The organism is Mycolicibacterium gadium (genome assembly GCF_010728925.1).
Taxonomy (GTDB): domain Bacteria; phylum Actinomycetota; class Actinomycetes; order Mycobacteriales; family Mycobacteriaceae; genus Mycobacterium; species Mycobacterium gadium.
The window spans coordinates 751299-771626 of the sequence record NZ_AP022608.1 but is presented as its reverse complement, the minus strand read 5'-3'; the positions used below and the strand labels follow the sequence as shown (position 1 = coordinate 771626).

General features: G+C 66.5%; 20 protein-coding genes. 4 read left to right on the top strand and 16 right to left on the bottom strand.

Annotation, left to right across the window (positions count from 1 at the left end; genetic code table 11):
• Positions 1-13 precede the first annotated feature (13 nt).
• The 7 genes from G6N36_RS03710 to G6N36_RS03680 form a co-directional block, all read right to left on the bottom strand.
• Complete coding sequence (locus G6N36_RS03710) at positions 14-847, bottom strand: DUF881 domain-containing protein (RefSeq protein WP_372512224.1); 834 nt, start codon at positions 845-847, stop codon at positions 14-16.
• Positions 840-1172: a small basic family protein gene (locus G6N36_RS03705; protein ID WP_006243660.1), complete on the bottom strand. Its 333-nt coding sequence runs from the start codon at positions 1170-1172 to the stop codon at positions 840-842. The genes G6N36_RS03710 and G6N36_RS03705 overlap by 8 nt, the downstream gene beginning before the upstream one ends.
• A gap of 21 nt (positions 1173-1193) precedes the next feature.
• A complete protein-coding gene (locus G6N36_RS03700) occupies positions 1194-2093 on the bottom strand; it encodes a DUF881 domain-containing protein (protein ID WP_163690370.1) in 900 nt (299 codons plus the stop codon).
• 17 nt (positions 2094-2110) lie between these two features.
• Positions 2111-2695 (bottom strand): CDP-alcohol phosphatidyltransferase family protein, encoded by a 585-nt coding sequence (locus G6N36_RS03695; protein WP_163685046.1) that lies wholly within the window; start codon positions 2693-2695, stop codon positions 2111-2113.
• A 9-nt stretch (positions 2696-2704) separates the two neighbouring features.
• Entirely contained in the window at positions 2705-5029 is a 2325-nt protein-coding gene (gene secA2, locus G6N36_RS03690) for an accessory Sec system translocase SecA2 (RefSeq protein ID WP_163685044.1), read from the bottom strand.
• Positions 5030-5094: 65 nt separating this feature from the next.
• Complete coding sequence (locus G6N36_RS03685; RefSeq protein WP_163685042.1) at positions 5095-5934, bottom strand: GNAT family N-acetyltransferase; 840 nt, start codon at positions 5932-5934, stop codon at positions 5095-5097.
• Between the two features lie 151 nt (positions 5935-6085).
• Positions 6086-7744 (bottom strand): acetolactate synthase, encoded by a 1659-nt coding sequence (locus G6N36_RS03680; RefSeq protein WP_163685040.1) that lies wholly within the window; start codon positions 7742-7744, stop codon positions 6086-6088.
• 20 nt (positions 7745-7764) lie between these two features.
• Between G6N36_RS03680 and G6N36_RS03675 the strand changes: the two genes are divergently transcribed.
• The 3 genes from G6N36_RS03675 (at position 7765) to G6N36_RS03665 (ending at position 11832) form a co-directional block, all read left to right on the top strand.
• Positions 7765-9357 (top strand): FAD-dependent monooxygenase, encoded by a 1593-nt coding sequence (locus G6N36_RS03675; RefSeq protein WP_235689962.1) that lies wholly within the window; start codon positions 7765-7767, stop codon positions 9355-9357.
• A 284-nt stretch (positions 9358-9641) separates the two neighbouring features.
• Entirely contained in the window at positions 9642-9857 is a 216-nt protein-coding gene (locus G6N36_RS03670) for a hypothetical protein (protein WP_163685036.1), read from the top strand.
• A gap of 58 nt (positions 9858-9915) precedes the next feature.
• Positions 9916-11832, top strand: a complete 1917-nt coding sequence (locus tag G6N36_RS03665; RefSeq protein WP_163690368.1) for an ABC transporter ATP-binding protein/permease — start codon at positions 9916-9918, stop codon at positions 11830-11832.
• Here G6N36_RS03665 and G6N36_RS03660 read toward each other — a convergent pair.
• The 5 genes from G6N36_RS03660 to G6N36_RS03640 are packed head-to-tail and all read right to left on the bottom strand — an operon-like array spanning position 11829 to position 15560.
• Positions 11829-13322 carry an FAD-binding protein gene (locus G6N36_RS03660; RefSeq protein WP_163685034.1) on the bottom strand — a complete coding sequence of 498 codons (1494 nt, stop codon included), beginning with the start codon at positions 13320-13322 and terminating at the stop codon, positions 11829-11831. The two genes, G6N36_RS03665 and G6N36_RS03660, sit on opposite strands and share 4 nt — an antisense overlap.
• Positions 13319-13816 carry a VOC family protein gene (locus tag G6N36_RS03655; RefSeq protein ID WP_163685032.1) on the bottom strand — a complete coding sequence of 166 codons (498 nt, stop codon included), beginning with the start codon at positions 13814-13816 and terminating at the stop codon, positions 13319-13321. The genes G6N36_RS03660 and G6N36_RS03655 overlap by 4 nt, the downstream gene beginning before the upstream one ends.
• 45 nt (positions 13817-13861) lie before the next feature.
• The gene (locus G6N36_RS03650; RefSeq protein WP_163685030.1) at positions 13862-14500 is read right to left on the bottom strand and encodes an SRPBCC domain-containing protein; all 639 of its coding nucleotides are present in this window, start codon (positions 14498-14500) and stop codon (positions 13862-13864) included.
• Positions 14493-14840 carry an ArsR/SmtB family transcription factor gene (locus tag G6N36_RS03645; protein WP_163685028.1) on the bottom strand — a complete coding sequence of 116 codons (348 nt, stop codon included), beginning with the start codon at positions 14838-14840 and terminating at the stop codon, positions 14493-14495. The genes G6N36_RS03650 and G6N36_RS03645 overlap by 8 nt, the downstream gene beginning before the upstream one ends.
• A 42-nt stretch (positions 14841-14882) precedes the next feature.
• Positions 14883-15560, bottom strand: a complete 678-nt coding sequence (locus G6N36_RS03640) for a TetR/AcrR family transcriptional regulator (protein WP_163685026.1) — start codon at positions 15558-15560, stop codon at positions 14883-14885.
• 101 nt (positions 15561-15661) lie between these two features.
• Between G6N36_RS03640 and G6N36_RS03635 the strand changes: the two genes are divergently transcribed.
• Positions 15662-16102, top strand: a complete 441-nt coding sequence (locus tag G6N36_RS03635) for a nitroreductase/quinone reductase family protein (protein ID WP_163685024.1) — start codon at positions 15662-15664, stop codon at positions 16100-16102.
• Here G6N36_RS03635 and G6N36_RS03630 read toward each other — a convergent pair.
• The 4 genes from G6N36_RS03630 to G6N36_RS03615 all read right to left on the bottom strand — a co-directional run bounded on the left by G6N36_RS03630 (position 16099) and on the right by G6N36_RS03615 (position 20303).
• Complete coding sequence (locus tag G6N36_RS03630) at positions 16099-16779, bottom strand: Rv1815 family serine proteinase (protein ID WP_163690367.1); 681 nt, start codon at positions 16777-16779, stop codon at positions 16099-16101. The genes G6N36_RS03635 and G6N36_RS03630 overlap by 4 nt on opposite strands.
• Before the next feature lie 188 nt (positions 16780-16967).
• On the bottom strand, positions 16968-18374 hold the full coding sequence (locus G6N36_RS03625; RefSeq protein ID WP_163685022.1) for an NAD(P)/FAD-dependent oxidoreductase: 1407 nt from the start codon (positions 18372-18374) through the stop codon (positions 16968-16970).
• 261 nt (positions 18375-18635) lie between these two features.
• Positions 18636-19817, bottom strand: coding sequence for a cation:proton antiporter (locus G6N36_RS03620; RefSeq protein WP_163685020.1), 1182 nt, complete (start codon positions 19815-19817; stop codon positions 18636-18638).
• Positions 19818-19820: 3 nt separating this feature from the next.
• Positions 19821-20303, bottom strand: coding sequence for a cation:proton antiporter regulatory subunit (locus tag G6N36_RS03615; RefSeq protein WP_163685018.1), 483 nt, complete (start codon positions 20301-20303; stop codon positions 19821-19823).
• Between the last annotated feature and the right edge of the window lie 25 nt (positions 20304-20328).

The window sequence follows — 20328 nt, the reverse complement described above, 5'->3', positions numbered from 1 at the left end:
CATTGTCTCCGGCTCACTTGACTGGCTGAGCGTATTGGCGAGGTTTCGGTTGCCGCAAGGCGGTGATGTCCACTCGGTCGGACTGCTGCACGTCCATCGCGCCGCCGACCCGCTCGACGCTGTCCTTTGCGCCGCCGGGAATGTTCATCGCCGCAGCCAGTGTTGGCGGATCACCAATCGCCAGAACTGAATACGGCGGGTTGAGCGTCACACTGTCGGCGACCAGCGCGCCGGGGCTCCCGACGACCCAGGTGTCCAGGCCGACGCGCACCGCCGATCCTCCCCCGCGGATCTCCATCGCTTCGGCCCCGGCGTTGCGCAGCTCGTTGATCACATCGAGCATCGTTTCGGCCGGCACTCCCGGGGTGGCGTCGGTGATGGTCAGCGTCACGCCCGGGCCGGTCGCGGGCACCGTGCCGATCAGGATCGACAGGGCGGCCAGCCGGGCCTGCGCGTTCTCGATCGCCGCTTGATCGCTGCTGCCGGAGGCCTGCAGTTGCGTCAGGGTGCGCTGCAGGTCGGTCACTTCGGTGTTCAGCGCCGCCTCGCGTTGCTGCAGGGAGTCCAGGAGCACCAGCAGGTCGGCGGGGCGGGCGGTCTCCAGCGAGTCACCCGATTCGGTCTGCCGCACCTGGGTGATGATCGCCAGCCCGAGCAGCACGCACAGCACCACAGCGAGCGCACCGAACACGATCTGCGACCGACCCCGCGCCGCGACGCCGACCACCCCACCGCGATGCAGCTCGCCGATCTCGGGCGACGGCGCATCCGGCGGCAGTTCGTGGCGGCCGTGCTGATCGGGCTCGGCCGAGTGCGCAGGGGTGTCGTCGGTCAAGGGGTCACGCACCGAACAGTCTGCGCCGCAGCGCGGCCGCGTTGCCGAAGATTCGGATGCCGAGCACCACGATGATGGCGGTGGACAACTGGGTACCGACCCCCAGTTGGTCTCCGACGTAGACGATCAGCGCGGCGACCAAAACGTTGAACACGAAGGACACCACGAACACCTTCGAGTCGAAGATGCGTTCCAGATAGGCGCGCAGACCGCCGAACACGGCGTCGAGTGCAGCGACGACGGCGATCGGCAGGTACGGCTGGACGAATTCGGGCACGTCCGGGTGGAACACCAACCCGAGGACGATGCCGATGACGAGTGCGGCAATCCCGATCACGACTGTGGGTTCATCTGCTGATCACTGCCCAATCTCCTTGGCGAAGTTGACTTCCCGAATCGGACTCGCCGGCAGGGTGAGCGCCTCTGAGGTGCTCACCTGGACTCCGACACCGTACGACGTTTCCAACAGCCGAAGCCGGTGCAGTCCGGCACTGCGATCGAAGATGTCCTGCATCGCGTGGGGCGGTCCGACGGCGAGAATGACGTATGGGCTGCTGATCGGTTGATTGTCGACGAGGATGCTGCCGCCCGCCTGACGGATCGTCACGTTCGGCCCGATGCGCACACCGCCGACCGAGACCGCCTCCGCGCCGCTGAGCCATAGCGAGTTGACCACCTGCTGCAGGTCGCGGTCGAGGATCACCTGTTGACTGCCGGGCACCCGCTCCTTCGACACGTCGGACAGGTCCAGCGACATTCCCGGATCGGTGACGGTGATCTCGAGTCCGGGCCCGATCACGGCGGTGGCCGCGGCGGCGAGGTTCGACTCGTCGAGTTGGCCGAGCAGTTGTTGACCGCGCGCGTCACCCTCGAGGCGTTGGCGCTGTTCGGTGTCCACCTCGGCGGCCAGGGCATCGCGTCGGCTCGACGCGTCGGCCACCGCCGCCTCGGCGGAACGCACGCTGCCGGACAGCACGTGCTGGGTCTCCCGCACGCCGGGTGCGGTGGACCGGGCCTGGCCGACCGCGGCGACGAACACCAGCGCAATCAACACCGCGCCCGTGATCTGCCACGCCCACGACTGCCACCGCTTGCGCTGCTGCCCCTGTTCTTTCGCCTCAGCGGCCGCCTGGTAGCCGGGATCCAGGTGGTCCGACAACAGGGAGCGCAGCAACGACGGCACCGGAATCAATGTCGGCCGATTCGCCACGTGGGCGCTTCGTCCGGCTTCCGGGTCGTAGCCGCCGAGCTGACTCATCATCACCTCCGGTGGCCTCAACGCCCCACTTTGGGCATTTGACGCATCACCATCGAAACCTGGATCAGGTACAGCACGCCCGACCACAGGTACATCAACAGACCCCAGATCAGGAACGCCCAGCCGCACGCGAGAATCACCCGGCTCCACAACGCATCCCACTGCCCGAGCAGAATGAGCGGAAGCCCCGACATCAGCGCGAACGTCGCCGCCTTCCCGATGTAGGTGACCGGCAGCGCGGTCAGCCCCCGAGTGCGCAACAGTGGCAGTGTCGCGGCCAGCACGACGTCGCGACCCAGCAGGGTCAGCACGATCCACCACGGCACCGATCCGTGAATGGCCAACGCGATCGGGATGGCGACCATGTAGATGCGGTCCACTGCCGGGTCCAGCAGCTCACCGAGCCGCGACGACTGATTATCGACCAGACGCGCGATCTTGCCGTCGGCCCAGTCCGAGAACCCGCTGAACATGAGCACGGCCACGGCCCATGCGTTTTCGTGCACCACCAGCAGCAGCCAGAGGAACACCGGCACCAGCACCAGACGTAGCGCGCTGAGCACGTTGGGCACCGTCAGTACCCGGTCGCGCGGCTCCTGCATGGATAGAACCTAGCGGAATACCCCCGGCAAACTCAGCGCCGACAAGGTGTCGTCGGCCAGCGGGTTGTCGTGCACCATGTATGTCCACGTCGAGGTCGGCCGGGCCAGCTTGGACAGGTCGACGCCCGGTTCGTCCTCGATCGAGGCCGCCGTGTCGAAGGTCTGCTGTGCGGCCTCGATCGCGTCGGCGGCCAGCGAGGCGAACGCGTCGACGGCCATCCGGTGGAATTCGTCGAGCGGGTTCTGCCTGCCGAGAGCCCGCAGATGGATGCTCTCCCGGATGTCAGCGAGGAACGCCAGGTGATCGGCCCAGCCGCGGTCGAGGTGGTAGAGCATGATCAGGCGGCAGATCTTCTCGAGTTTCTCCTCGCCGACCTGCTCCACCAGCTCGTCGTAGCGGTCCGGCGACAGCTCTTGCAGCTCGTCGCGCGCGGTCGGCGTGCGCAACAAGGTGTCGCGGCGCTCCACCAGGATGGCGCGCTGCTGAGCGATCAGCTGGTTGTAGCGCCACGTGTTGGCGTGCACGTCGAGCATGCGGCCCTCGGCGATGCGCTGCGCGCTGTCCAGGTAGCTGGCCGCCTTGGGGCTGACGATGCGGCCGTCTTCGTCGGTCTGCATCGGCAGTTTGTTCGCATCGAGGTGCGCCGCCACCACGTCGTCTTCCCAGCTGGAGAAGAACACCGACGATCCGGGGTCGCCCTGACGTCCGGCGCGTCCGCGCAGCTGATTGTCCAGCCGCTCAGTGTTGTGCCGCCCGGTGCCGATGACGTGCAGCCCGCCCAGCTCGGCAACGTCGTCATGGTCGGCTTCGTCGGACCCGCCGAGCCGGATGTCAGTTCCGCGACCGGCCATCTGGGTGGACACCGTGACCGATCCGAGCGCGCCGGCCTCGGCGATGACCGCGGCCTCCTCGGCGTCGTTCTTCGCGTTGAGCACGACGGCGGGCACCCCTGCCTTGACCAGTCGCTCGTGCAGGTCCTCGGACTCGGCGACGTCGCGAGTACCGACCAGCACCGGCTGGCGGGTCTGGTGCACCTCGACGATGTGCTCGACGATCGCGGCGGCCTTGGCCGCGGCAGTGACGTAGACGCGATCCTCTTCGTCCTCGCGAATGTTGGGAGTATTCGGCGGAATCGGCGACACACCGAGTTTGTAGAACTGGCGTAGCTGCTCGCCGGCCGCCAAGGCGGTTCCGGTCATGCCGCACACCGTCGGGTACCGGTCGATGAGGGCCTGCACTGTGATCGTGTCGAGCACCTCGCCGGTCTCGGTGGTCTCGATGCCCTCCTTGGCCTCCACCGCGGCCTGCAGTCCGTCAGGCCAGCGCTGCAGCTGGGCGATGCGGCCACGCGAGGAGTTGATGAGGTGTACGGCATTGTCACGAACGATGTAGTGCACGTCGCGTTGCAACAGCACGTGGGCGTGCAGCGCGACGTTGACCTCGGTGAGGGTGGAGCCGACGTGTTCCTCGGAGTACAGGTTGATACCGCCGAGCTTGGCTTCGAGCTTCTGCGCACCGCTCTCGGTGAGGTGCACGTTGCGGCTGTCGGAGTCGGTCTCGTAGTCCTTGCCCTCGGTCAGTTCGCCGACCATCCGGATCAGTTCGACTTTGGGCGTCTCGCGGTGCGTGGTGCCCGCCAATACCAACGGCACCAACGCTTCGTCGACGAGCACCGAGTCTGCCTCGTCGATCACCGCGACATCGGGGTTCGGCGACACCAGATCGTCGACGTCGGTGACCAGCTGGTCCCGCAGGACGTCGAACCCGATCTCGTTGACCGAGCCGTAGGTGACGTCGCATTTGTAGGCCTTGCGCCGCTCGTCGGCCGTCGAGTCGGCGGTGACCCAGCCGACGGTCAGGCCCAGCGCTTCGATCAGCGGGCCCATCCACTCGGCGTCGCGGCGAGCCAGGTAGTCGTTGATCGTGATGACGTGCACGTGCCGGCCGCCGATCGCATACCCCGCTGCGGCTATGGCACCCGAGAGGGTTTTGCCTTCACCGGTGGCCATCTCGACGACATCGCCCGCGAGCATCCGCAGTGCGGCCTGCAGCTGCACGTCGAATGGCCGCAGTGAGGTGGTCCGGACGGATGCCTCGCGCGCGATCGCCAGGAATTGCGGGATGTCCGCGGAATCGGCGAGGTCGTCGAGATTCAGCAGTTTGGCGGCTTTGAGCAGTTGCTCGTCGTCGAGGTCAGCGGCCTTCGCGTCGAATTCTGCCGATTCGCTCACCTGGGCCATCGACGAGGCCTGATCCCTGTCGGTGCTCGCGCCGAGCATCCGCCAGAACCGACTGCTGACACGACCTGAGGTGCGGGTTTTGGTCTTCGCCACAGCTTTACGGTACGCGGCCCGCCCCGGCGGGCGTGACCACACGTCGGCCGCCGGACGCCCGGGAGTCAGCCCGGGAGCCGGAAGTCGATGCGTACGGAGTCAGCGACCGCTTCGAACCCGATCCGCTGATAGATGGCGTTGGAAACAGGGTTGGCGAGATCGGTGAACAGCACGACGTCGGCCGTGCCGCTGCGATGTGCCAGTTCGACGGCCGCAGCGGTGACGGCCGATCCGTAGCCGTGGCCGCGGCGCTCGGGCGGCGTGAACACGGGGCCGATCCGCGACACGTCCGCCGCCGGCGCGCGGAGCATCGCCATGCTCACCGGAACGTCATCGACGGTCCACAGCGTGAAGCGGTCCCCCTTGCGCTCCGCGGCGTCGACGAACCGCCTGCCGGCCTCGTCATCGCGCGGGTGACCGAAGGTCTCGGCGTAGAACCCCTCAACCCAGTCGACCAGCAATCCGCGATCTTGGTCGGTGGCTCTACATGGGTCGCCCTGAACGCCGACCGGCGGCCGAAGCGAGCGCAACCGATAGAGCCGCTCTTCGACCGAAACGTGTCCTTCACTCCCGGTGAGCGCATTCCAGGCAGCTGCGAAACCCGCGGTCGCCGCGCGTGCGCCCCTGGCGCCGGCCAACTCTGGATTGACTCGGGCTACTTCCGCTGCGACGACGCCTGCGCTGTCGATCGGAAGTGCATTGCACGCCAGTGGGTACGGCGGCGTCTGGATCGCCGCCCCGATCAAGTCCCCGCTGTCCCACACGGTCAGCAGCAACGAACCGTCGGGAAGTTCGCCTGCCTGGAGCAGCGTCAATTCAATGGTGTTGGTGATCGGGTCGCGGCGATACAGAGGGCCCGCCATCGAGTTGAACTCGTCGATGGAATCGTGAAGCCGGACTTCCATCTGTCCAGCATGTGTGCCCGCCGCCCGGCGCGTCGAGTCAATTTCCGCGTGGTCGAGCGCGCTGAGCGACCGCATTTGTACGGATTGACCCGGCGTGTCGTGTACAGACACGGTCGCTCGCGCGGGGACGGGGCCGCCGGACGCCCGGGAGTCAGCCCAGATTGGAGCGGCGCGGGTATGCCACCGCCGGATCGGTCAGCGTGTTGACGACCGCAGGCAGGCCGGCGGCGAACGCCCGCTCCAGCGCCGGCCGCAGCTCGCCCGGCGTCGTCACCAGTTCACCGTGGCCGCCCAGTGCGGTGACGACCTCGTCGTAGCGGGTGCCGGGCCGCAACTCCGCCACCACCGAGTAGCCGTACAGCATCTCCATGGGGTGTTTTTCCAGCGCCCAGATCCCGTTGTTGCCGATTATCGACACCACGTGAACTCCGTGCCGCACCAACGTGTCCCACTCCATACCCGAGAACCCGAACGCACCGTCGCCTTGCAGCAGCACGACCTGCCGGTCGGGTCGGGCCAGCTTCGCGGCCAGCGCATAACCCGGTCCCGACCCCAGACAGCCGAAGGGGCCGCTGTCCAGCCAGGCGCCGGGCACATAGCTGTCGATGACCCGGCCCGCGTAGGAGCCGAAATCACCCGCGTCGATCACGACGATCGCGTCGCGGTCCAGCAGCTGGCTCAGTTCCGCGTAGACCCGCATCGGGTGCAGGGGCGTGCGATCATCGGCCAACTCGGCGGCCTCTGTTGCCCGCCCGGCGGCTTCGGTGGTGCGCAGCTCGGCGATCCAGGCCTCGTGATCGGATCGCGTCGCGCCCGCCAGCGCGGCCAGGGTGGTCGTCAGATCCCCGTACATTTCGGCGGCGACCTCGCGAGGATGCGGTCGGTCGGGTTGGACGCGGTCGGCCACGAGCAGGGTGGTCTCGGGTCCGAACACGCCGCCGAAGCCCAGCCGGAAGTCCATGGGCACTCCGATCACGACGGCAACGTCGGCCTCGCGCAACGCTTTCGACCGCGCTCGCGAAAATGCGAGGTCGTGATCGGCGGGCACGATGCCGCGCGCCATGCCATTCATCAGCACCGGGATACGCAGGGTTTCGGCCACGCGCAGCAGTGCGGTCTCGGCGTGGCCCCACCACACGTTGGTGCCCGCCATGATGACGGGCCGCTGGGCCTCCCTGAGCAGCCGGACGGCCATGTCGACGGCATCGGCGTCGGGCTGCACCGGCGCGGACGGACCTGCCAGCGCGCCCGGAGCGCCGTCGTCATGTGCGGTGCCGAACACGTGGTCCATCGGGAAGTCGACAAACGACACCCCCGTCGGCTGGCCGCCGAATCCCGCGGCGGCGCGCAATGCGTCGTCGATCAGCGAGCCGACGGCGTCCGGCGACTGCGCGGTCGCCGCGAACCGGGTCAGCGGCGCCACGAACGGCACGTGGTCGATTTCCTGCAGGGAACCCTGTCCCCAGCGCGCCGCGGGTGCGCGGCCACCGAGCACCACCAGTGGCGATTGGTTCTGCTGAGCGGCGGCCATTGCGCTCATCCCGTTGGTGACACCGGGTCCGGCGGTGAGTGCCGCCACGCCGGGTACGCGGGTCACCTTCGACCAACCTTCCGCGGCGAACGCCGCGGTCTGTTCGTGTCGGGTGTCGATCAGGCGAATGTTCTCGGCCTGGCAGCCGTCGTAGATGGAGAACAGATGTCCGCCGGACAGCGTGAAGATGGTGTCGATTCCGCTGGCCCGCAGTCGCCGGGCGATGAGGTGCCCGGCGTTGACGGAAAAGGCTTCGGATGTGGGAGCGTCGATGCTCATGGAGGCAGCATAATCAGCGCGTGCCGAACTCTGCGCATACGCAAGTACTCATCGCCGGCGCCGGCCCGGTCGGACTCGCCGCAGCCGTCGAGCTGACCCGCCGCGGTGTCGACTGCCGCATCGTCGATCCGCTACTGGAACCGGTGCAGTATGCGAAAGCTGTTGGTGTGCAACCGCGTACGCTCGAAGTTTTCGAATCGATGGGTCTGCTGGGACGCATTCTGGACGCCGCCATCGAGGTGCACGGGCAGATCGTATACGTCAACGGCGAGAAGGTCGGCCAGGTCGAGTTCGCGATTCCGTCCGACGTGCCGTTCGGGTTCATCGCGATACCGCAGTACGCCACCGAACGAATCCTGCGCGAGGAACTGGCCCTGCGTGGCGTCGAGATCGAGCGGGGGATCAGCGTCGCCGGTATCGAGCACGACACGGACGGTGTGAGCGTGACACTGTCCGGCGACGGTGGTGAGCGCACCGTCGGCGCCGGATATCTCATCGGTGCCGACGGTGCGCACAGCATCGTTCGCAAGACCCTTGGCCTGACGTTCGAGGGTGCAGCGTTCGAGGAGCAGTACATGCTCGGCGACGTCGAGGTGGACTGGTCGCTGCCACGAGGCTGGGCGCTGCGCGCAATGCATCAAACGGACGGCGCGACCGACGACCTCCTGGTCTGCATTCCGCTGCCCGGTCGCGGCCGGTACCGCATGTCGATGCTCGTGCCGCCCGAGCTGTCCGCCGCGCCGTCGCAGGGCATTGCGCACGGCTTCGAGGGCGACCGCAAGCCCGAGCTCAGCCATGTGCAGGCGGTGCTCGACCGGCTCTCCCCCGAGCCGGCAACTGCACGAAACATGCGCTGGTCCTCCGTCTTTCGGATCAGTCACCGCATTGTCGACGCCTACGGCCGGGGGCGGGTGTTCGTCGCGGGCGACGCCGCACACATCCACCCCCCGACGGGTGCGCAGGGTATGAACACCGGAATTCAGGACGCGCACAATCTGGCGTGGAAGCTGGCGCTCGCGGCAGCCGGCCGTGCGGCGCCCGGTCTGCTCGACAGTTATGACGCTGAGCGGCGCCCCGTCGGCGAGGAGGTTGTGGGCCGGACCGTGCGCAGTGCGCGTAAGGGCATCGGCGCCGACTCCACGGACGTCGATCACGTCATCCGTCGCGAGGCTCAGCTGCTGATCAACTACGCCGACAGCCCCATCGTGGGAGCCAACGCCGGCGGGCGGGCGCCCGATGCAACCGGTCTGACGCGCGCCGCGGTCACGGGGCCGCTGCGGCTTTTCGCCCTGTTCGGTCCTGGCCACACCCTGCTGCTGTACGCGGATGGCCGCGCAGGATCCGCCGACGTGGAGCAGTTCGAGCGGACCGCCGATGCCGCAACGGCCATCGCCGACGGCCATCTCGACGTGTATCTGGTCGCCGCGCCCGGCGCCGACGTCGCGGGCACGGTACTGCCGTTGGTGCGCGATGCGGGGTCGAATTTCGCGACGGCGTACTCGGCGACCGGTCATTCCAGCTTCCTCGTCAGGCCCGACGGATACCTCGGATTCGCCGGTGCGCACGATGATGTCGACAATCTGACGGCGCACCTGCGGAAGACGTTCAACTGAGCGCCGGGGGGTGTGGCTCGTCGTGGTCTTGGTTCTCGTCGGCCGCATGACGGAGTGGCGGCGCCAGTTCTGGCGTATCACGTCGGGCTACTCACCGGCAGGCAATTTGTTCACGGCGGTTCAGATCGGGTTTCAGGCGGTTCCGACGGCGCGGCACGGGCATCCGCGCCGGGTGCTATCTCGTGGGCCTGCTCACCGAGATGTACGTCGTTTCATCATGCGGTGGCGAATCTGGTTGCGCCACCGCTACATCGGTGATTGGCTCAGCGACTTCGCATACTCCCGTGCCCAGTTCACCCGTCGGCGGCATGGTGCCGCCCAAGGCGCAGTTGTGGATCGTGATCGCCTACGTGTTGGTGGTGACGATCGTCGCCTTCGTCATCCGCCGTCCGCTCGAGTTAGTTCAACGGACTGCGCACGTCGAACAGTTCCACGGCCGGCGACTGGAACTGATGGGCGAAGGCGATTGGCGGCTCGACAGCCTCGCCACCGAGACTTGAGACCACTAGTAACGCCGGTAACAGGCTGGCGCGGTACCTTGCCACAGTGGAAGAGGGAATGTTCGTCCCCACGATGGACTGGGGCAATGAGCTCCTGACATCGCTGCAGTGGGTCGGCCAGGCATGGTTGATCGCTGCGGTGGCGACGCTGTTGATCTGTGTCCTGATCGCCAAGTACACGGTGTGGGGTAGGCAGTTCTGGCGGATCACCGGCGACTATTTCAAGGGCCCGGACAGTGTCAAGGTCTGGCTGTGGCTGGCGGTGATTCTGCTGTCGGTGATGGTCGGCGTTCGGCTGACCGTGCTGTTCAGTTTCCAGGGCAACGACATGATGACCGCCCTACAGGCCGTCGCGGGCGGGTTGGCGACGGGCAACGACGAAGTCAAGAATTCCGGGCGCGACGGCTTCTACATGTCGATGATCGTGTTCTCGGTGCTGGCATTCCTGCACGTCGCACGGATCATGCTCGATCTGTTCATCACTCAGCGCTTCATGCTGGCGTGGCGCAGGTGGCTCACCGATCGGATGACGGGCGACTGGCTCGACGGTAAGGCGTACTACCGCGGTCGCTTCATCGACGACACGATCGACAACCCGGATCAGCGAATCCAGTACGACATCGACATCTTCACCGCGGGAGTGGGTGGGCTGCCGAACACACCGGGCAACACGTCGACCTCGACGCTGCTGTTCGGCGGGGTCAACGCCATCGCCTCGATGATTTCGTTCACCGCGATTCTGTGGAACCTGTCGGGGACGCTCACGCTGCCCTTCGTCAACTACGAGCTGCCCAAGGCGATGTTCTTCATTCTGATTGCCTACGTGCTCTTCGCATCGGCCATCGCATTCTGGGTGGGTCGGCCGATCATCTGGTTGTCGTTCCGTAACGAGAAGTTCAACGCGGCGTTCCGTTACGCGCTGGTGCGGCTGCGCGACGCGTCGGAGGCCGTTGCGTTCTATCGCGGCGAAGCCGCCGAGCGCACCGGGTTGCGCAAACTCTTCGCGCCGATCGTCGCCAACTACAAGCGCTGGATCAACAGGATGCTGGGGTTCTACGGCTGGAACCTGTCGATGAGCCAGATCATCGTCGTGCCGCCGTACCTGTTTCAGTTCCCCCGGTTCTTCGCTGGTGAAATCACACTCGGCGCCATGACGCAGACGGCGTCGGCCTTTGGCGCCATCGAGGACGGACTGTCCTTCTTCCGCAACGCATACGACGCGTTTGCGGGCTACCGCGCGTCGATCATCCGCCTCGACGGGTTGCTCACCGCGAACGAAGAGGGCAGAGCGCTCCCCGAGATCACGACCACGCCCTGCAGGGACGGCACCGTGGAACTCAAGGACATCGAAGTACGCACCCCCGACGGCAAGCAGCTTCTCAAACCACTCGGCTTGCGCCTCGAGGTGGGCGATACCCTGGCGGTCAAAGGCGAATCCGGCTCCGGCAAGACGACCCTGTTGCGCAGCCTCGCCGAGCTGTGGCCGTTCACCACCGGCACCTTGACCCGCCCGTGCGGACCCAACGAGACCATGTTCCTGTCCCAGATGCCGTACGTTCCGCTCGGCAATCTGCGCGCGGTCGTCAGCTATCCGAGCGAGGAAGGCGACATCGACGACCCGACCCTGAAGCGCACGCTGGAACAGGTGGCACTGCCGCACCTGGTCGATCGACTCGACGAAGTCGAGGACTGGGCCAAGGTGCTCTCCCCGGGCGAACAGCAGCGCATCGCGTTCGCCCGCATTCTGTTGACCAGGCCCATGGCCGTGTTCCTCGACGAGTCGACCTCGGCACTCGACGAAGGTCTGGAGTACCTGCTGTACACCCTCATTCGCACCGAATTGCCCGACACCATTCTGGTCAGCGTGAGCCACCGCAAGGCGCTCGAGCAGCACCACACTCATGAACTCGAGCTGCTCGGCGAGGGTGAATGGCGGTTCGGCCGGGTCGGAGGCGAGGAACCCGCGCCGGTCTAGGCCCGTGCGGCGTGCGTACCCGCACGGCGGCCGAAGAACGAACCTTCGCCGAGTTGGGTGCCGCTGGCATAGCCCTTGCCGTCCTGGGCGATGTTCGACGCGCAGGCGCCTGCGGCATAGAGGCCCTCGATGACGCTGCCATCGGAGCGCAGCACCTGTCCGTCGATCGACACGTCGAGACCGCCCATGGTGAATCCCGAGTACATCGCCACGCCCAGTGACAGATCGAACGCAGCCCACGGGCCGTTGTCCTGTGCCGCAACGTATTCCGGCTGTTTGTGGAAGTCCGGGTCGTCGCCGCGCGCGGCATTCTCGTTGTAACGGTCGAGTGCGGCGGCGAGCTTGCCCGCCGGAATGCCAAGTGCCTCTTCCATTTCCGCGACCGTCTCGAATCCGTCGATGAACTTGATCAAAGGCATCTCGGGCATCTGCATGTGTGCTTCGTCGACGATCAGGTATGCCTGCTGGTCGGGTTGTTCCAGGACGTACGCCGATGTGCGTGAGTGGTAGGAATCCTCGGCGACGAACCGCTCGCCCCGGTTGTTGACGATGACACCGGTCAGCAGAATCTCCGGCGGGTACGCGGCGGCGGTGATGAACAGCCCGTCGAGGTTCTCCGCCACGCCACCGGCCGATACGCCAAGGGCGATGCCGACTCCGTCGTCGTAGGGGTTGCCCAGGATGTAGGGCTCCACCTCGCCGTGGTGTTTGGTTTTCCGCTTCTGGCCGAGGGCCGGAGTGTGCTCGGCGACCATTTCGGCGTTCATCGCGAATCCGCCGGCGGCGATGACGACGGCCTTGGCTTTGATCGCCCCGGTTTCGCCGAAGTGCTTCCAGCGCACCCCGACCACTTTTTTTTGCCGGCCGTCGTCGGTGACTACCAGATTGGTCACGCCGGTTTCGTAACGGATCTGCACGCCTTGATCGGTCGCACGTTTCACCAGCAGGTCGATGACCATCGCTGCGCCGCCCAACTCCCCCGGAACCGGAACCGAATGTCCGCGCGGCGCCGGTTTGGCCTGCTCGCAGTACGGCCATACCTTCTCGTTACCGGTATAGGACAACCCCTCGGTGCCGGGTGGCACCACCACTTTGCCTTTCCAGAAACTGCGTTCGAACTGAAAGTCAAGTGCCTCAAGCCAATCGAAGTGTTCGACGCTTTGGTCGCAGTAGAGGCGAATCTTGTCGAGGTCCGGGGCGGCCGAGACGGCCACGAGATACTTGTACATCTCTTCGGCGCTGTCGTCGTGTCCGGTGGCCTGCTGCACCGCTGTGCCGCCGCCCAGATAAAAGTGGCCACCGGCCATCGCGCTGGTGCCGCCTGCCGCGGCCGCCTTCTCCAGCACCAGAACGTCGGCTCCCGCCGCCGCGGCGCTCACGGCTGCGCAGCCGCCGGCCATGCCGAAGCCGATGACCAGGACATCGACCTCGTCAGACCATGACTGAACATCGGCCGCGTCGACGGTGTCCGGAATGTCGAGAGCGCTCACTGTTGCTCCTGTTTCACATAGTCGAAAAATGACTTGATCTCGTCGGGGATGACGGCGATCTCGATGTAGGGCACGCCGGCGTCGGCAGCCGACAGGTAGGCGAACCGCATCCCGCCGGGCATGATCCCCTGCTGCACGACGGGGGTCCCGTTGGCTTCTGCGTCGCGCAATGCAGCGTCGAACGCCGCGGAGTCGGGTGCCTCGACACAGATGTGGTGCAGACCGGGTCCGCAGGTGTCGAGGAACTCGGTGTACACGCTCGGGCCGCCGCCGATCGGTGCGATCAGCTCGAGCTGGGTGTCACCGGCGTAGCTGAACGCGATGTCGGCGGTGAAGTCGGCGGGCGCTCCCCGGAAGGTGCACGTGTCGGGCGCGAAGTGGACGTTTGGTATCCGCACCCACTTCTTGGCACCCAACATCGTGGTCAGCGCCTTTTCGGTGACGTCGAGGTCCCGCGTCACCCACGCAATCTGGACAGGTGTCTGGGCATGCATCGGGTCGAGGATATCCCCGGCCGCCCCAGATGGCTAGAACGTGTTCTAGTTTTCCTCGCCGAGGTACGCCGCCAGGCATCGCCGTGCCATCTCGCGCGCCGTCGACGGGTCGGTTCCAAATGCGATGTTCGCGTCACACCACCTCTCGCCGGACAACGTGAGGAACCGCCGACCCTCGTCGGTGACGATCCACCGCTGACCGAACGACGGATCGATGGCCGCCCCGGTTGCGATGTGGATCGCGAGCCCGAGCACCATCGAATCCCAGCCCATCCCGACCGCGCCGGGCCCGAACTGGTCCCAGTGGTCGTCGACGTGGGCGATGTGCTCGATCACCAAGCGCGACCGGGTCGGGCCTTCGGCGCTGACGGTGACGTCGATCCAGCTGACACCTCCGCCGAATTCCCAAGTCGCAGTGAAGTTTTTGGGCGGATCGCAGGTCAGGACGGTGCCGCCCGCGTGACCCTCCAACTGGTAGGAACCGCCGACGGTCAGGTCGCCGGAAATGGGCATCAACCACCGGGGAATGCGCTCGATGTTGGTGACGGCGTCCCAGAGGTCGTTCTGCTCGGTGGCGTAGGACTGGCTGATGGTGACGACGTGCGCTTCCTCGGCATCGATGATGCGCGATCCCAGCTTGCGCTCGACGGCGTTGATTTGATGCTCGATGTCGACCTCAGTCATGGTGCCTTCCTTGGCTTCTGCGTTGTCGTTTGCCTCGTGCGATCTCGGTAGCAAGGGCGTCGAGTCGTGGCGCCCAGAACCGGCGGAAGCCGTCAAGCCACTCGTCGACGTCGCGTAGCGCCGCGCCGTTGACGGCGTAGAGCCTGCGCTGCCCGTCCGGCCGTACCGAGGTGAATCCGTTCTCGCGCAACACCTTGAGGTGCTGCGACACCGCCGGCTGGCTGATCGCGAACTCTTCCTGAATCTGCGCACCGATGGTCCCCGCCGACTGCTCGCCCCCGGCGAGTAGTTCGAGAATGCGCCGACGCACCGGGTCACCCAGGACGTCGAACGCGTGCACGGCTCTAAATTAAAGTAGCAGCTTATATAAGTCAATACTAAATTATCGGGTGAGCATCTCGATCAACAGGTTGACCTGGAGATCGAAGGCATCCCCCGGGTCGGTCAGCGTGTCCGCCCCGTACTGGCCGAACACCTCCAGGCTGATCGCCCCGATCAGCCCCGCCCACAGCAGGAAGCATTTGGCCACCGCGGAGTCGTCGCCGGAAAATTCGAACTCCTCGCGCACCCGGTCGAAATCCGACGACAACCGCTGCCCCACCGCGACTTCGGAGGTCGAGACATCTCCGGCCGCGATGCCCGCGGCCACGGCGCCGAACAGCGCGCCGACGACCCGCGTGCCCGGGCCGACGGTTCGGTCCGCCGGAGCGCGATACCCCGGCACCGGACTGCCATACAGCAGCGCCCAACTCGCCGGGTGATCGACGGCCCACCGCCGGGCGGCCTGCGCCATGACGAAAAGCCGGTCGCGCCACGACGCCTCGGAAGCGCCCGCGTCGTCCACCGCGTCGGCCAGCTCCGAGTAGGCGTCGACGAGTAGCAGCGTCAGCAGTTCGTCGCGGCTGGCCACGTACCGGTAGACCGCCGACGACACCATGCCGAGGTCGCGTGCGATCGCGCGCAGCGACAACCCCGCGGCACCTTCGGTGACCAGGTGGCGACGGCCGAGCTCGATGATCTGGCTCTCGATGCGGTCGCGCGTGTCCTGCCGCTTGCCCATGCCGCCAGTGTCGCACGAAACGAGATCACTGCTCTTGCTTTTCACGCTGAAGCGTGCCACCCTCGAAAGAGAGCACCGCTCTCGAAACGAAGGGGAATGTGATGTCCGCGCGCTACGACCAGCCCACACCCGCTGCCCGCGCCTTCAACGAACTGTTCCGTCTGCTCGCCGAGGCCGGCATCAGCATCGCCGGCACGGTGGCGGTGCGGATCCGGGGCCGAAGGACGGGCAAGCCTCGCGGAGTGGTCGTCAATCTGCTGACCGTCGACGGTCGCGACTACCTGGTTTCACCGCGCGGCACCACCCAGTGGGTTCGCAACGCCCGGGCGGCGGGTGCCATCGAGATGGGTCCGCGCTGGCGCAGCCACGAGGTGCACATCACCGAGGTCGCCGACGTCGCCAAGCCGGAACTGTTGCGGCGCTACCTTGATCGGTGGTTCTGGGAGGTGAAGGGACACGTCGGCGGACTGACACCCGAGTCCTCGGACGCGGAGGTGAGTGCGACAGCGCCGTCGATTCCCGTGTTCGAACTCCAGCGTTAGGGCACCGGCGCCGACGCCGCGGAGATGACGTCCTGGCTCGCCTGCTGATTGGCGACATGCCAGGACACCGCGGCGGGGAACTGGCCCCAGGTGCTGTTGAACATCCCGACCATCGCGGCCCTGCCGTCAGGCGTGATGAAGTAGACCGGCCCGCCGGAGTCGCCCTTCTGGCTCACCACACCGTTGGCCATCGTGAACCAGCCGTTGTAGACCGCCTGGATGTTCCCGCAACTCTCGCCCGTGACGACCCCGAAATGGCACACCGGCAGACCGGGTGTGGGCGTGACGCCGGGGTCGGACACGAGCACCAGGCCGCGCGGCAGAACGTTGTTGACAGCAACGTCGGGTGCGAGGCTGATTGCCTCCCAGTCGGTGATCTGATGGTTGGTGTCGATGGTGGCGCCGTCGGGGGTGTTGTCGCGGAACGACGCCTGCCGCCCGATGTATCTGCGGCCACCGTCCTGCACCGTGCCGTCGCCGCGGCAATGCCCCGCGGTATAGGCGACGCGTGCTCTGGGGTCGACGAATCCCAACGTGCACGCGTTGGTGCCCTGAATGATTTCCATGCCCGGGAACACGACGACGCCCGGATCGGCTTGCACCGGCACACCGGGGAGTACGAGCGCGCCGAGTGACGCCGCCACCGTCGCGAATACGCGTAACGAACGTCGGCGCATCGCCGCCCCCTTGGGTCTCAAGTGTGTAAAGGGTACCGGCGTCATGAGATGCCCACAGGCCGAGTGCGAGAAGTGATACCCGCGCCCGACCAGGAGCAATCACACAACTGGCGTACCTACTTCAGCCCATCGGCAAGGATCACAGAAGCGTTACAGAGTGGCAACGGCGGCCATTAAACAAGGGGGCGTCAGGAATCGAAGCCGAGGCCCAGCGCGTCGAGTGTCCGAAGAAAAATGTTGCGGCGCCCCGCCGAATGATCGGCGCGGTCCAGAGACCATCGCGTCGCCTGGACGCCGATGCTCGCGATCGGTTCGGGTGGGAACGGCAGCGGGCGTCGGCGCACCATCTCCAACTCGGTGCGCGGGGTGGGGATTCCGTCGAGCAGATCCAGGCACACGTCGGCCGCGAACCTCGCCGCGCCCACGCCAAGGCCGGTGAATCCGTTGACATACGCGACCCGGTCGTCGTGGGCGAGACCCCAGTGCGCGCAGAAGCGAGTGTTGGTGTCGATGGCACCGGCCCACCGGTGCGAGAACCGGACGTCGTCGAGTTGGGGAAACGTGATGAAGAAGTGCGCGGCGAGGCGCTGATACGTGTCGGCCCGGTCCTCGTAGGCGGGATCGACCTTGCCGCCGAAGTGATACACCGCGTCATAACCGCCCCACACGATGCGGTTGTCCATGGTCAACCGGTAGTAATGAAACTGGTTGGCGCAGTCGCCGATTCCCTGCCTGTTTCGCCACCCGATGCGGTCCAGCTGCGCGTCGGTCAGCGGCTCGGTCGCCAGCACGTAGTCGTAAACCGGAATGGTGTGCAACCGGTTGCGGCGCAACAGGCTCGGGTAGACGTTCGTCGCCAGCACCACCTGGCCCGCGGTGATGGCCGCGGCGGCGGTGTGGACGTGCAGCGCAGGGCCTTCGGACTCCAACCGGGTGGCGTTGGCGCGCTCGTAGATCTGCACGCCCGCGTCCGTGCACGCACGGGCGAGCTCGAACGCCAGCTTGGCCGGGTGCACGATGGCGCACGTGTCGGCACTGAACAGCCCCGCCAGGTAGGTCGGTGAGTTCGCCTCGGCGCGCACCTGCTGCGTGTCGAGGAAGTGGCCCTCTCCCCCGTTCGCGGCGTCCCGCAGCCAGTCGACCTGATGGGGTTCGGTGGCGACCGAGAGCATCCCGGTCCGCTGCCACTCCGTATCCAGCCTCAGACGTTCGATGTCGGCCTGCATGCCGTCGAGATTCTGGATGCCCATCTCGTCCAGAGCGTGGATCTCGTTGGGCCAGCGCGCTTTTCCGTTCTCGGCTCCGTGAGTCAGGCTGGCGTCGACGAATCCGCCGTTTCGTCCCGACGCCGCCCACGCGATGCGGTTGGCCTCGATGAGGACGATGCGCCGGTCCGGATTGCGCTCGGCGGCATGCAGTGCCGTCCAGAGCCCGGTGTAGCCGCCGCCGACCACGAGCAGGTCGCAGGTGATCGGTGCGGTCAGCTGAGGGTAGGCGGGCCGGGGAATGTCCAGCCACATCGAACTGAAGGAGCTTGCCGCAAGCGAACGTTCGATCAACCGGGGATCTACGGGGGCATCGAACACCGTGTGCACACGGCGGAGACTACGGGGCCGATGGCGGCGGTGTCGAAGAATCCGTTGCCGGGCCGGTGAGGATGACTGCGTGGCGCTCGTGGTCTCGGTGCGAACGGGCGCAATACGACGGTGCCTACAACGGCCGCGACACAGCTCGGGCGTCCTTCGAGGCCGTCGGGTTGCACCTCCTCGACGCCGCCCGGCGATTCGCGACACCGTGCGGGTCAACGGATGGCCGAGCGCGAGACGGGTCCGCTGTGCAGCGATGGTATGGCGACCTTATTGCCGATCGGTCGCCGGTGTTTCGCCAATCTGCCTGACGGCAGGGCGCAGGCCGCCTCCGCTGAAGCGGGTCAACACGGGTCCGACAATCGCGAGGATGAATACGTAGGGAGTCGCGACCGCACCGAGCTGCGGGATCGACATCGCGACCAGACCGATGATGACGAGTGAGAATTCCCCACGGGCGATCAGCGCCATACCCGCGCGCAACTGCCCGGGCCTGCCCACCCCGTCACGACGGGCGGCGAACCGGCCGGTCAACGCCTTCGTCACGGCTGTCACCGCCGCGAGCGCCAGAGCGGCGGGCAGCATCGGAATCAACTCCGCAGGGTTCACGGAGAAGCCGATTGCCAGGAAGAAGATTGCCGCGAACAGATCCCGCAGCGGGCTCAGCACAATCCGCGCGCGGTCCGCGGCGTCACCGGTCAGCGTGAGACCGACCAGGAACGCACCGACCGCGGCCGACGCATGCACGAACTCGGCCAGCGCGGCAACGATCAACGTCAGGCCCATGATTCGCAGTAGAAGCTGCTCGTTGTCAGGATGCGCTACCAGGCGGCCGAGGTGATGTCCCCAGCGAAGGGAGGCGATGAACGCCACCAGCAACGCGGCAACGGCGAACGTGACGCCGAGAATCGCCTGCCACCAGGTTCCGCCTGCCGCGAGGACCGCCAGCAAGGGGAGGTAGGCCGCCATCGCGAAGTCCTCGAGCACGAGAATTGACAGGACGGCCGGGGTCTCGCGGTTGCCGAGCCGGCGCAAGTCGGAGAGCAGCCTGGCGATGACGCCTGACGACGAAATGTACGTCACGCCGGCTAGCGCCAGGATCCCGACGCCGTCGAGCCCGAGCAGCCAGCCCGCGATCGCCCCGGGTGGCGCATTGAGAAACAGGTCTACCGACGCCGACGGCAGATGTCTGCGCAGGCTGCTGGCGAATTCGCCGATCGAGAACTCCAGCCCCAACACGAGCAGCAGAAGGACCACACCGATGGTTGCCCCGGCGTGAACGAATTCCCCGGCAGCGGGTATCGGTGCGACGCCGCCGTCTCCGAGCGCCAGGCCTACCAGGAGATACAGCGGGATTGGCGACAGTGCGAACCTGCGCGCAGCGCTGCCCAGCACAGTGAGCACCGTGAGGATGACGCCGAGCTCCAGCAGCAATGTCGCCGAGATCTGCACTGGTCAGCCTCTGGCGACGATGTCTTCGACGCCAAGGATGCCTTCCGCGGTGCCGATCACCACCAAAACGTCACCGGCGCGGAGAGTTTCGGCCGGACCTGGCGAAGCGAGGACCGCGTCGTCGCGCACGATCGCAACGATGGACGCGCCGGTGCGCGTCCGTGCCCTGGTCTCCCCGAGGGGGCGATTCGCAAATGGACTTCCGGGCTCGAGGACAACTTGTCCGGCGTCGAGGCCCGGGACTTCGCGGGTGAGGTCGGCGAATCGTTCCGCGATTCGCGGCGCACCCAGGATCTGAGCGAGGGCTTCTGCCTCGTCCTCGGTCAGTCGGAACACGTGCTGTGCCTGGTCGGGGTCCTCCTTTGGGTACACGACGATTTCGAAGTCACGGGTGCGTCGTGCGACCACGCCGATCCGGTCGCCGTCACGATTGTCGAATTCGTAGCGCAACCCGACGCCGGGCAGCAAAACCTCTCTGACATCCATGGCTCCATACTGCGGGCTGGAGCGC

Bases quoted from the DNA above. Each gene is read 5' to 3' on its own strand.
- G6N36_RS03700 (WP_163690370.1), bottom strand. From the start codon at position 2,093: ATGAGTCAGCTCGGCGGCTACGACCCGGAAGCCGGACGAAGCGCCCAC.
- G6N36_RS03695 (WP_163685046.1), bottom strand. From the start codon at position 2,695: ATGCAGGAGCCGCGCGACCGGGTACTGACGGTGCCCAACGTGCTCAGC.
- G6N36_RS03685 (WP_163685042.1), bottom strand. From the start codon at position 5,934: ATGGAAGTCCGGCTTCACGATTCCATCGACGAGTTCAACTCGATGGCG.
- G6N36_RS03680 (WP_163685040.1), bottom strand. From the start codon at position 7,744: ATGAGCATCGACGCTCCCACATCCGAAGCCTTTTCCGTCAACGCCGGG.
- G6N36_RS03665 (WP_163690368.1), top strand. From the start codon at position 9,916: ATGTTCGTCCCCACGATGGACTGGGGCAATGAGCTCCTGACATCGCTG.
- G6N36_RS03655 (WP_163685032.1), bottom strand. From the start codon at position 13,816: ATGCATGCCCAGACACCTGTCCAGATTGCGTGGGTGACGCGGGACCTC.
- G6N36_RS03650 (WP_163685030.1), bottom strand. From the start codon at position 14,500: ATGACTGAGGTCGACATCGAGCATCAAATCAACGCCGTCGAGCGCAAG.
- G6N36_RS03640 (WP_163685026.1), bottom strand. From the start codon at position 15,560: ATGGGCAAGCGGCAGGACACGCGCGACCGCATCGAGAGCCAGATCATC.
- G6N36_RS03635 (WP_163685024.1), top strand. From the start codon at position 15,662: ATGTCCGCGCGCTACGACCAGCCCACACCCGCTGCCCGCGCCTTCAAC.
- G6N36_RS03630 (WP_163690367.1), bottom strand. From the start codon at position 16,779: ATGCGCCGACGTTCGTTACGCGTATTCGCGACGGTGGCGGCGTCACTC.
- G6N36_RS03615 (WP_163685018.1), bottom strand. From the start codon at position 20,303: ATGGATGTCAGAGAGGTTTTGCTGCCCGGCGTCGGGTTGCGCTACGAA.